Below are 11,743 nucleotides of genomic sequence, written 5' to 3'. Positions count from 1 at the left end.
CTGGAAGCAAATGAAGTGCCGCTCCGCGGCAAAATACGGCCTGTTAGCCAAAAACCCACATCACGGGTTGAAAACGGGTGTAACACCCAAATATTTCTTATGATTAAATCTAGACTCATTCAGCGCATTTATTGTGTTCAATTAAACGCTTCGTGACAACCTTAACCGAAACATCGCAGCCCGGGAGGCCCCCATCGTGAGTTTATTCGACAAAAAGCATCTTGTTTCACAAGCTGATGCATTACCGGGACGCAACACCCCTATGCCTGTGGCGACCTTACACGCCGTGAATGGCCATTCAATGACAAACGTTCCTGATGGAATGGAAATCGCCCTGTTCGCCATGGGCTGCTTCTGGGGAGTAGAACGTCTCTTCTGGCAACTCCCCGGCGTTTACAGCACCGCGGCGGGTTACACGGGGGGGTATACGCCAAACCCAACCTATCGCGAAGTGTGCTCTGGCGAGACCGGTCATGCCGAAGCCGTACGCGTGGTGTATGACCCTGCCGTCATTAGCTATGAGCAACTTCTGCAGGTGTTCTGGGAAAACCACGACCCGGCCCAGGGCATGCGTCAGGGTAACGACCACGGCACCCAGTACCGCTCGGCTATCTACCCTCTCACTCCGGAGCAGGAGACGGCCGCCCGCGCAAGTCTGGCGCGCTTCCAGAAAGCGATGCGCGATGCCGGTGACAACCGCGAGGTCACCACAGAAATCGCCTCTGCCAAACCGTTCTACTATGCGGAAGACGACCACCAGCAGTACCTGCATAAAAACCCGTACGGCTACTGCGGTATCGGGGGTATCGGCGTCTGCCTGCCGCCACAGCTGGCCTGATTACTGGTCTAGCGCCACGCGAGCCGCGTGGCGCGTGGCATTACTGACCGACCCATAATTCATGACTTTTCCCTGCAACAGCAGGTTAAAAACCGGTGCCTGCGGCCTGTTAAGGCGGGTCTGCAACAGGTGCACGGCCTCAATCCCCAGTTCGCGGCAGGGCACCGTGACCCCCGTGACCGGTTTTTCCAGCCGGTGCGCTAAATTCCAGGCAAAATCGGTGGTAATCAGAGAGATGTCTTCCGGAACGCGCAGCCCGTGGCGGGTTAATGCCCTCACCACACCTTCGGTCATGCTGGTGCTGTTTGGGAAAATCACCTCTGGCCACTGCGCTCTGTCATGACTCAGCAGCCACTCATCCAGCGCCCGCTCGGCTTCGTCTGCGGTAAACCACTCCGTCACGAGTAAATCACGCTGCGGCTCAAAGGCGACGTGAAAATGGCGATACGCCTCTTTAATGCCATCCAGACGAGCGTAAAGCGTATCTCGCCGAAGGCAGGTCAGCGTCAGGACCCGCCGATGCCCCTGTTCAAAGAGATACTGCATGGCGGTGAAGCCAATCGCCCGGTGATCGGGTGATACCGAATCCAGTACCCGCTCCCGGTCCACGGAATTAATTAAGACGCAGGGTTTATTGAGCGTGCTGGCCAGTTTAAATATGGTGGCATCATCAGTACCAATAATAATTATCGCGTTGATGTTCTTCTGGCTGGCCTTTTCCATAAATAATTTTACATCGGCGTGCTGTTCTTCTAATCCGCAACAGCTGACCCACACATTGTGTGGCGAGCAGGCCTCAGCAATCCCTTTGGTCACCTCAAGATAAAAAATATCGCCGCGCCCCTGAAAGGTTCTTTCCGGAGCAAAAACGGCAATACCGTTAATCAACAGCCGTCCACTGGCCATGGACTCCAGCACGCCCAGCTCTCGTGCGGTGCGAACGATCGCATCCCGGGCTTTATCGCTGGTATATGACTTGCCGCTTAATACCCTCGACACCGTGCTAACGGAATATCCCGTGAGGGCCGCGATCTCCTCCATTTTTAACCTGCCCGGCATAGTGTGACCTCGCTCTCAATCAGTTTTTGCAAATATTTGCAGAAACAGCCTTTTGATTTTAAAACCAAATTTCAGAAAGCCTGGAGATTACTTATTCACCTTGCGAGTATTCTCACAAAAACACATTGTCGCTACGCCTCGCCTTTCCTATTTTCCGGTCATCACTTCTTTTCAACTGAAATTAAGGTGTGACATGGAGAAGGTACGTTTTGGCATTATTGGTATAGGTAATATCGGTACGGTCCACGCACGTTATTTACTCGCGGGTACGGTCAATGACGCCTGCCTGACGGCAGTTTGTGACAATGCACCGGAAAAACACCCGGCCATTCGCCAGCTGGTGGGGGCCATTCCCCTGTTCAGTGATGCCCAGGAGATGATCCAGAGCGGGCTTATCGACGCGGTGATTGTCGCCACGCCCCATTACGAACATCCGCGCCTGTCGATGCTGGCAATGCGTAACGGCATTCATACCCTGTGTGAAAAACCGGCAGGCGTTTATACGGCGCAGGTGCAGGAGATGAACGCCTGCGCGCGCGAGTGCGACGTGGTGTTTGGCATCATGTACAACCAGCGACCAAACCCGCTCTACCGGAAGGTTAAGGATCTTATCGACAGCGGTGAGCTGGGCGAGATCCGCCGTTCTAACTGGATAATCACCAACTGGTACCGCTCGCAGAGCTACTACAACTCCGGCGGCTGGCGCGCGACCTGGAAAGGAGAAGGCGGCGGCGTGTTGCTCAACCAGGATCCGCATCAGCTCGATCTCTGGCAGTGGCTGGTGGGCATGCCGGTCCGTCTGCGCGCGTTTTGCCAGTTCGGCAAACATCGTGACATTGAAGTGGAAGACGAGGTCACCGCCTATGCCGAATATGCCGGTGGGGCTACCGGTGTATTTATCACTACCGTGGCAGAAACGCCGGGGACAAATCGCCTGGAGATCGTCGGGGATCGCGGCAAAGTGGTGGTCGAAGAGGGGCGACTTCGCTACTGGCGGCTACGTGAGTCCGAAACCGCGTTTAACGCCCGCTGGCAAAACGGTTTTGGGGAGCCTGAATGCTGGGAGGTCGACATTCCTGTCGCCGCCGAATGCAGCGAACATCATGTCATTACCGCAAACTTCTGCGCCGCCATCCTGCGCGGTGAACCGCTGATTGCGCCGGGCCTGGACGGGATCCAAGGCCTGACGCTCTCCAATGCCATGCATCTTTCCACCTGGACTGACGACTGGGTCGAACTGCCGATCAACGAGAAACACTACTTGCGCCTGCTCCAGCAACGCATCAGCACCTCAGTTGCTAAAGAGGCCATAAACGTGACGCTTGATGCCTCAGGCACCTGGTAACTCCGGAGACGACACGATGCTAAATATCGCCATTGTAGGTACAGGCAATATCTCACATAACCATATTCAGGGTTATTTGCAGTTTGGTCAGCGCTGCCGGATTGTCGCGCTGGTGGATATCTACCCGGAAAAAGCGCACGAGAAAAAAACGCGCTATGGCCTGACGCAGGCCCGCGTGTATGAGAGCCATCAGCAGATGCTGGCATCCGAGCCAGACGTCGATATCGTCGATGTCTGCACCCCGCCGTATGTCCACGCACAAATAAGCATTGATGCACTGGAGGCCGGGTGTCATGTGCTGTGTGAAAAGCCGATGGCCGCCTCGCTTGAGGAGTGCGACGCGATGATTGCGGCTCAGCAGGCCAGCGGCAAAACGCTCTCCATCATTGCGCAAAATCGCTTTACCGATGCCTTCTGGCGCTTAAAAGCAGCGCTGGATTCCGGCCTCGCGGGCAAAATCTGCCATGCGCAGGTGGATTCGTTCTGGTGGCGCGGCCACTGCTATTACGATCTGTGGTGGCGTGGCACCTGGGAAAAAGAGGGGGGCGGCTGCACGCTCAATCACGCGGTTCACCATATCGACGCCATTCAGTGGATGCTCGGGTTTCCATCCGAGGTGGTGGCGATGATGACCAACGTAGCGCATGACAATGCCGAAGTGGAAGACCTCAGCGCCGCAATATTCAAATATCCCAGCGGCGCACTCACGCAGCTTACCGCCTCGGTGGTGCATCACGGCGAAGATCAGAAGATCGTCATCCAGGGCGAGCGCGCACGCATCTCTGCCCCCTGGCAAGCCTGTGCCAGCGTGAGTGCCGATAACGGTTTTCCTCAGGAAACTCACGACCAGCAGCGGGAAGCACAGCTCAACGCTGTTTTTGCGCAGACGCCGACACTCGCGTGGACGCTGCATACCGGGCAGATTAACGACCTGCTGCTGAGTATTGAACGCGGCACGGCCCCGCTGGTGGATGGATTACAGGGAAAACGCTCGCTGGAATTGATTACCGCAATTTATAAATCTGCCATCACCCGCACCGTGGTCTCGCTCCCCATTCCACGTGACGATCCGTTTTACCGTACCGGCGGGATTAACACCCTCGCCCCCCGTTTTCATGAGAAATCCGCAAGCGTGGCCAACTTCAGCGAAGTGGGGGCTATCCCCCTGGGTAAAGATCTGGATCGAGGAATCTGAAGATGAATAAACATGACGGAATGAACTACGCGCCAGTCGGCAAACCTCAGCCCGTTGTCCGGGAAGGTGAATTTGTCTTTGCCGCTGCCGCGCTCGACCACGGGCATATTTATGGAATGTGTAATGGGCTGATTGAAGCCGGCGCCACGCTGAAATGGGTTTACGATCCCGATCCGTCCAGAGTGGATAAATTTATCCAGCAGTATCCGCAGGCCAGAGTGGCAGATTCGCTGGAGGCGATCCTCGCCGATAACGAGGTGCGTCTGGTGGCAGGCGCCGCCATCCCCTCTGAACGCTGTGCGCTGGGGCTGAAATCGATGGCAGCGGGGAAGGATTACTTTACCGACAAAGCGCCGCTCACCACCCTTGAACAACTGGCAGATGCCAAAGCGATGGTTGAAAAAACCGGTAAGAAATACGCGGTTTACTACAGCGAACGTCTGCATGTTGAGAGTGCTGTCTTTGCCGGTCAACTGGTAAAGCAAGGTGCCATCGGCGACGTGGTACAAACGCTGGGGACAGGCCCACACCGTGAAGGCGAAGGAAGGCCAGACTGGTTTTACGATCGGCGATACTTCGGCGGCATCCTGTGTGACATCGGCAGCCATCAGATTGAGCAGTTCCTTTTTTACACCGGCAACCGCGATGCCACCGTGATGGCAAGCCAGGTCCGGAACGTTAAACACCCGCAGTACCCCGCCTTTGAGGATTTTGGCGACGCAATGCTCAAAGGAGAAAACGGCGCCAGCGGCTACTTCCGCTGCGACTGGTTTACCCCGGACGGGCTGTCCACATGGGGTGACGGGCGACTGACGCTGCTCGGCACCGAGGGCTACATCGAAATCCGCAAATACGTCGATTTAACCCGCGGCGAGCAGGATGTGGTTTATCTCGTCAATAAAGAGGGGGAGTTCCGTTATCCGGTAGCAGGCCAGGTCGGATTCCCGTTCTTTGGCGAACTGATCCTCGACTGTCTCCATCGGACTGAAAATGCCATGACGCAGGCGCACGCTTTCAAGGCTGCGGAGCTGTGCGTGAAGGCTCAAATGCTCGCCAACGCGGCGGGTTAAGGGGAGCCGGAGATGACTATCCTGAATACCGCTATCATCGGCGGCGGGGCGATTCATGGCTGCCATGTCAATGCCCTGCGCCAGATACCCAACGTCGCGCTGCGTGCGCTGGTCGACATCGACAGCGTTAAAGGACTGGCGCTGGCGAAAGACTATCAATGCCGTTTTTATCAGGATTACCGGGAAATGCTGCTGGATGATGCCATCGACGTGGTACACATCTGTACGCCCCATTTCGAGCATAAAGAGATGATTCTGGCGGCACTCGCCGCCGGGAAGCATGTTTTTTGCGAAAAACCGGTGGGCATGAACACCCGTGAACTCATTGATATCACCCGTGCCGCCGATCGGGCTCAGAGCCTGCTCGGCGTGTGCTATCAGAACCGGCTCAACCCCACCAGCCAGCGTATTTGGCAGGAGTTAGGCCATGGACAGCTGGGGAAAATGCTCAGCATCAGGGCAGTACTCACATGGTCACGCGCGGGCGCTTACTACACGCAAAGCCCCTGGCGCGGCCGGCTGGCGACAGAAGGCGGGAGTCTGCTGATCAACCAGGCAATCCATACGCTCGACCTGATGCAGTGGTTCGGTGAAGGCGTGACGCGAGTGAAAGGCGTGGTGGATAGCGGTGAGCTGGCAGACGTGACCGAAGGCGAAGACAGCGCAATGGCCACGCTACACTTCGCCAACGGCGCCCGCGGCCTGTTTTATGCCAGCAATTGCCACACCACGGACGCCCCTCTCCTGCTGGAGATCCACTGTGAACGCGGCTCGCTGCTGCTCAATGACAACACTCTCTGGCGCGTCACACCGGGTGAGCGGTTAAAACTGGCAAGCGATGATTCCCCCGACGGCACGGTAAAAAGCTACTGGGGGCTGGGTCATCAGCAGGCGATCCACCGGTTTTATACTGCCGTTCATCATCCGGAAAACAGAGACTATATCGATATCCGTACCGCCGGAAAATCACTCACCCTTGTGGAGGCTATTTATCGGTCATCTCAAACAAGACAATGGATAAATATCAACAACCAGAACGTAATTTGAATTCCAGACGTTAATAAAAATACGCCCCGTAAAACGGGTTAATCATTACCCTACACTGGATATTATTATGGTCAAACCAACTGAACGTAGAGTTGGTTATGGCGTGGCGCTTGGCTACGGCATAACCGATCTGTTTGGCGGAGGCGCTTTCGCCATTATCGGCACCTGGCTGTTATTTTTTTACACGACCTATTGCGGGCTGTCTGTTATTGAAGCGGGCTCTATATTTGCTATCGCCCGCGTCATTGATGCGCTGTTAAGCCCGATCATGGGTTATATCACTGATAATTTTGCGGGTACCTGGCTCGGACGTAAATTTGGCCGTCGCCGTTTCTTTTTATTACTGAGTTCCCCGTTAATGTTTTTGTATGCCCTGTTATGGCTGACGGATATGGGGTACTGGTATTACCTGGGAACCTATCTCTCGATTGAACTGCTGTCGGCGATGGTGCTGGTGCCGTGGGAGACGCTGGCCGCAGAAATGACGAACCGCTACGAAGAGCGCAGCCGACTTTCAGGGGTGCGCATGATCTGCTCTCAGCTTGGGGGGTTCCTTGCCGTTTCCGTCCCCGGCGTCATTATGCAGTTCACCGGGAAAGACAATCCGTTTACCTATACGCTCACCGGACTGATATTTTCCTGCGTTTTTTGCCTTGCGGTGTTTATTACGTGGTACACCACGTGGGAAGCGAAAGATGTGCATCAGGAGTCCGATTTTAAGATAGATAACCAGCGCAGCAGCGGGGTAGCCAATCATCTGAAATATCTGGTACTGGACCTCTTTTCGTCCTTTCGCATCCGCGCATTCCGCCTGCATATCATTATTTATATCTTCTCGTTTACTGCGATGGACGTCTTCGGCTCAGTCTTTACCTATTATGTCGTTTATTGTCTGAGCCAGGATGCGGCGGCCGTGTCGGGCTGGCTGAGCATTGCCGCCTTTGCCTCGGTACCAGGCACGTACGGATTTATGCTGCTTTTGAACCGGCTGAATATCACGCCGTCCGCCGCGCTGCGCCTCTCTTATGGCTGTATCTTCGCCGTGCTGGTATTCCTGCTTACGGTCTACCTCACCAAAACGCAGGTGCCAACGCTGCTGTTCTCGGGGGTCTTTATCCTGCTCGGTGCCGCCCGCTCTGGTCTTTATTACATCCCGTGGAATATCTACAGTTTCATCCCTGATATCGATGAGATTGTGACGCAGCAGCGCCGCGAAGGGATTTTTGCCGGGGTGATGGTATTGACCCGCAAAAGCACCGTGGCGATTGCCATTATGATCATCGGCCTGGTGCTGCAGGAGTCAGGGTTTGTGAAGGGCAGCGGCGCACAGCCTGAAAGCGCGCTGGGGGCCATTATCGGCCTGCTGATTTTCGCGACGGCGGCCCTTCTGGCCGTGAGCTTCTTCACGACCTATAAATTTAAACTGACCCGCGAGACGCACAAGCTGCTGCTGAAGGAGATTGCGCGCCGCAAGCTGGGCGGAGATTATCGCGACTGCGACGCCAACACCCGCGTGGTGATCAAACAGCTCACCGGCTATGAGTATGATCAGGTGTGGGGAGGGGATGCCACGCGCCGGGCGGCAGGAAACGCAAGTTTATCCGCAGTAAAATAGCCGTACGTACCGGACAGCGCTTCGCTGTCCGGCCGGTTTTATGCCAAAATGTGACCTCTGGCAGATTTACACGCCTTTACGCTATACTACCCGCTGAAATAATCAGCTCAACGCTACGAGCTGACGTTCTATGTGTCTTCACACAAATGTAATTAACTTCCCTTCCGAGGATCTGGCTGAAGCCGGATAAACTATGTTAAACAGTATTTTAGTGATACTTTGTCTCATTGCCGTCAGTGCATTTTTCTCGATATCCGAGATCTCGCTGGCCGCCTCCCGTAAAATCAAACTGAAACTGCTTGCTGACGAAGGCAACGTTAACGCATCACGCATACTCAAAATGCAGGAAAACCCGGGAATGTTTTTCACCGTGGTGCAGATTGGCCTTAACGCGGTCGCCATCCTGGGCGGTATCGTGGGGGATGCAGCATTTTCACCGGTGTTTCATGGTCTCTTCGCACGCTACTTTTCACCTGAACTCTCCGAGCAACTGAGTTTTATTCTCTCCTTCTCGCTGGTGACTGGCCTGTTCATCCTCTTCGCTGATCTGACCCCGAAACGCATCGGTATGATTGCGCCAGAAGCTGTGGCTTTGCGCATCATCAACCCGATGCGCTTCTGCCTGTTCCTGTTCCGTCCGCTGGTGTGGTTCTTCAACGGCCTGGCCAACAGCATTTTCCGCCTGTTTAAAATTCCGATGGTGCGAAAAGACGATATCACCTCTGATGATATCTATGCGGTCTTCGAAGCGGGTGCCCTGGCGGGCGTGCTGCGCAAGCAGGAGCACGAGTTGATTGAGAACGTGTTTGAGCTGGAATCCCGTACCGTACCGTCATCCATGACCGGACGCGAAAACGTGATTTGGTTCGACCTGCACGAAGACGAGCAGAGCCTGAAGCAAAAGGTGGCCGAGCACCCGCACTCCAAGTTCCTGGTCTGTAATGAAGATATCGACCACATCATCGGTTATGTGGACTCGAAAGACCTGCTGAACCGCGTGCTGGCCAACCAGAGCCTGGCGCTCAACAGCGGCGTTCAGATCCGCAATACCCTGATTGTTCCGGATACCCTCACCCTCTCTGAAGCGCTGGAAAGTTTCAAAACGGCCGGTGAAGATTTTGCCGTTATCATGAACGAATACGCGCTGGTGGTGGGCATCATCACCCTCAACGATGTGATGACCACGCTGATGGGCGACCTGGTTGGCCAGGGTCTGGAAGAGCAGATTGTGCAGCGTGACGAGAACTCATGGCTTATCGACGGCGGTACGCCGATTGACGATGTCATGCGCGTGCTGGATATCGACGAGTTCCCGCAGTCAGGTAATTACGAGACCATTGGCGGCTTTATGATGTTTATGCTGCGAAAAATCCCGAAACGTACCGACTCGGTGAAGTTCTCTGGCTACAAGTTTGAAGTGGTGGATATTGATAACTACCGCATCGACCAGCTGCTGGTGACGCGTATCGATAATAAACCGACCGTGCTGGTGCCGCGGATGCCTGACGCAGAAGAGAAAGTGTCGGCGTAAGGCCCATAAACATCAACGGCTCCCATCGGGAGCCGTTTTTTTATCAACTGCGTTTTTAACTACTGCATAGCACGTTGGTTAAGCCATCTCAGTTTGCAGACGCATAACCTGACGGTTGACTTCAGACATCACAGACAGGTGCTGCTTGTCCTTCACTTTTGGGATAAGGATCTTGCCCTTATCAAACTCAAAAGCGCCAACATCCTTGATATACAACCGTCCACGGAACAGGATCTTCACGTACTTCGCCACCTGAAGCGGGTTGTAGCGTTGGAAAATTTTCATTCTTGTATCTCCTGCGAATCATACGCTCTTGCGGTGCCACAATCGGCCCGACTGTCCTGAGCGCAAATTTTGTTGCCCAAAGACTATAGACCAGAACTACGGTGTTACCCAGTATGCATAAGTTTATTTACCGTTTGATTACAATTATTCAGAATAATCTTTGCAAAGCTTCACTCAGGGCAGTATAAGCCGTCGTTTTTTCATGGATATGTGCGTTCACCCGCAAACTGGCATCGGGATTGCGGGAAAACCACATTGATCGCACTTATGATTAAAAGCGTATGACCAAGTGGTCGGATCACCTGCAAACAATAAGGAAACACCATGACCCTACGTACTATCCTTGCAGCAGCCTGTCTGCTTCTGCCTCTGTGGGCTAGCGCTCACGCGATTGAAAAAGGACAACGAGTACCACCAGTCGGCATTGCTGACCGGGGAGAATTGATTCTCGACAATGATAAGTTTAGCTACAAAGCGTGGAATAGCGCGCAGCTCGCAGGCAAAGTGAGAGTTGTACAACATATTGCCGGTCGTACATCCGCAAAAGAGAAAAATGCCAACCTGGTGGAAGCGATCAAGGCCGCAAAATTCCCACACGACCGCTACCAGACCACCACGATTGTTAATACTGACGATGCCATTCCTGGCTCCGGCATGTTTGTGCGTTCAAGCCTTGAGAGCAATAAAAAACTCTATCCGTGGTCGCAGTTTATTGTCGACAGCAACGGCGTGACGCGTAAGGCGTGGCAGCTGGAGGAAGAGAGCTCCGCAATCATCGTGCTGGATAAAGACGGCCGCGTGCAGTGGGTGAAAGACGGGGCATTAACCCAGGAAGAGGTGCAGCAGGTTGTCGCCCTGCTGCACAAACTGCTGGCTCAATAAATAGAGACGCGGAAGCCGGGGTTAAGGAAGGATTCGCGCGGGGTGTAGTCCAGCGGCTTACCCTGCCAGTCATGAACATGTGCCCCGGCGGCCGTGGCGACCGCATGCCCTGCCGCGGTATCCCAGACGTTCGTTGGCCCAAAGCGAGGGTAGAGCTGAGCATGACCTTCCGCCACCAGACAGAATTTCAGTGATGAACCAATCGAGGTCGTCTGGTGTTCACCCAGCTGTTGCAGATATTCCTGCAGTTCGCTGTCGCTGTGCGACCGGCTGATCACCACCAGCGGTGGACGCGCATCGCGCACCTGAATCTGCTTACGCACGCCGCACTCTTCCTTCCACGCCTTACCGTCTGCAGCGCTGTACATGACTTTCATCACCGGCGCGTATACCACCCCAAGCACCGCTTTGCCTTTTTCAATCAGCGCGATGTTGACGGTGAACTCACCGTTACGCTTGATAAACTCTTTGGTGCCGTCGAGGGGGTCCACCAGCCAGTAACGCTGCCAGTGCTGACGCTCGTCCCAGCTCTGCGGCGCTTCTTCTGACAGGACCGGGATATCCGGCGTTAAGGCCTGCAGCCCTTGCAGGATCACCTTGTGAGCCGCGATATCTGCCGCGGTGACCGGAGAGTCATCAGCCTTGCTGACGACCTCCATCGGTTTTGCACCGTCATACACCTGCATGATGGCATCTCCCGCATCCCGTGCGAGCTGACAAATCTTATCTAACATTCTCCACCTCTTTGTTAACGCAGTGGGGTTAACTCTTTGTTTTAGTTATATCGTAATGGGAACAATTCCGCTATCTGTGAAGCAATTCTGGTTTCATGGCGCTTTTTTCTGTCAGGATTCACATTTCTGTAAGCAACACGCT

General features: G+C 54.5%; 11 protein-coding genes. 8 read left to right on the top strand and 3 right to left on the bottom strand.

Going from position 1 to position 11,743, the window contains the following annotated elements:
* Positions 1–196 precede the first annotated feature (196 nt).
* The gene (msrA, locus tag QLG09_RS17635; RefSeq protein ID WP_078774351.1) at positions 197–838 is read left to right on the top strand and encodes a peptide-methionine (S)-S-oxide reductase MsrA; all 642 of its coding nucleotides are present in this window, start codon (positions 197–199) and stop codon (positions 836–838) included.
* Here msrA and QLG09_RS17630 read toward each other — a convergent pair whose 3' ends face one another.
* On the bottom strand, positions 839–1,897 hold the full coding sequence (locus tag QLG09_RS17630; RefSeq protein WP_014168356.1) for a LacI family DNA-binding transcriptional regulator: 1,059 nt from the start codon (positions 1,895–1,897) through the stop codon (positions 839–841).
* Between the two features lie 193 nt (positions 1,898–2,090).
* Here QLG09_RS17630 and QLG09_RS17625 point away from each other — a divergent pair, with 193 nt between their 5' ends.
* From QLG09_RS17625 to QLG09_RS17600, 6 genes are all read left to right on the top strand, one after another.
* The gene (locus QLG09_RS17625) at positions 2,091–3,242 is read left to right on the top strand and encodes a Gfo/Idh/MocA family oxidoreductase (RefSeq protein WP_282489211.1); all 1,152 of its coding nucleotides are present in this window, start codon (positions 2,091–2,093) and stop codon (positions 3,240–3,242) included.
* 16 nt (positions 3,243–3,258) lie between these two features.
* A complete protein-coding gene (locus QLG09_RS17620) occupies positions 3,259–4,437 on the top strand; it encodes a Gfo/Idh/MocA family oxidoreductase (RefSeq protein ID WP_282489210.1) in 1,179 nt (392 codons plus the stop codon).
* A gap of 2 nt (positions 4,438–4,439) precedes the next feature.
* A complete protein-coding gene (locus QLG09_RS17615) occupies positions 4,440–5,507 on the top strand; it encodes a Gfo/Idh/MocA family oxidoreductase (RefSeq protein WP_032681859.1) in 1,068 nt (355 codons plus the stop codon).
* A gap of 12 nt (positions 5,508–5,519) precedes the next feature.
* Entirely contained in the window at positions 5,520–6,554 is a 1,035-nt protein-coding gene (locus tag QLG09_RS17610) for a Gfo/Idh/MocA family oxidoreductase (RefSeq protein ID WP_163304293.1), read from the top strand.
* A gap of 67 nt (positions 6,555–6,621) precedes the next feature.
* A complete protein-coding gene (locus tag QLG09_RS17605; RefSeq protein WP_025205807.1) occupies positions 6,622–8,169 on the top strand; it encodes an MFS transporter in 1,548 nt (515 codons plus the stop codon).
* A 193-nt stretch (positions 8,170–8,362) separates the two neighbouring features.
* Positions 8,363–9,700, top strand: coding sequence for a hemolysin family protein (locus QLG09_RS17600; RefSeq protein WP_014168349.1), 1,338 nt, complete (start codon positions 8,363–8,365; stop codon positions 9,698–9,700).
* A 78-nt stretch (positions 9,701–9,778) separates the two neighbouring features.
* Here the strand turns inward: QLG09_RS17600 and QLG09_RS17595 are convergent, their stop codons facing one another.
* A complete protein-coding gene (locus QLG09_RS17595; RefSeq protein ID WP_003856054.1) occupies positions 9,779–9,985 on the bottom strand; it encodes a DUF1107 domain-containing protein in 207 nt (68 codons plus the stop codon).
* A 324-nt stretch (positions 9,986–10,309) separates the two neighbouring features.
* Between QLG09_RS17595 and QLG09_RS17590 the strand changes: the two genes are divergently transcribed.
* The gene (locus tag QLG09_RS17590; protein WP_014168347.1) at positions 10,310–10,867 is read left to right on the top strand and encodes a YtfJ family protein; all 558 of its coding nucleotides are present in this window, start codon (positions 10,310–10,312) and stop codon (positions 10,865–10,867) included.
* Here the strand turns inward: QLG09_RS17590 and cysQ are convergent.
* A complete protein-coding gene (cysQ, locus tag QLG09_RS17585) occupies positions 10,861–11,601 on the bottom strand; it encodes a 3'(2'),5'-bisphosphate nucleotidase CysQ (RefSeq protein ID WP_014168346.1) in 741 nt (246 codons plus the stop codon). The two genes, QLG09_RS17590 and cysQ, sit on opposite strands and share 7 nt — an antisense overlap.
* Positions 11,602–11,743 lie beyond the last annotated feature (142 nt).

It is taken from the genome of Enterobacter sp. V89_11, from assembly GCF_029967775.1.
GTDB lineage: Bacteria > Pseudomonadota > Gammaproteobacteria > Enterobacterales > Enterobacteriaceae > Enterobacter > Enterobacter ludwigii.
Note: the sequence above shows the minus strand (reverse complement) of the source record. Positions and strands in the feature narration are given on the sequence as shown.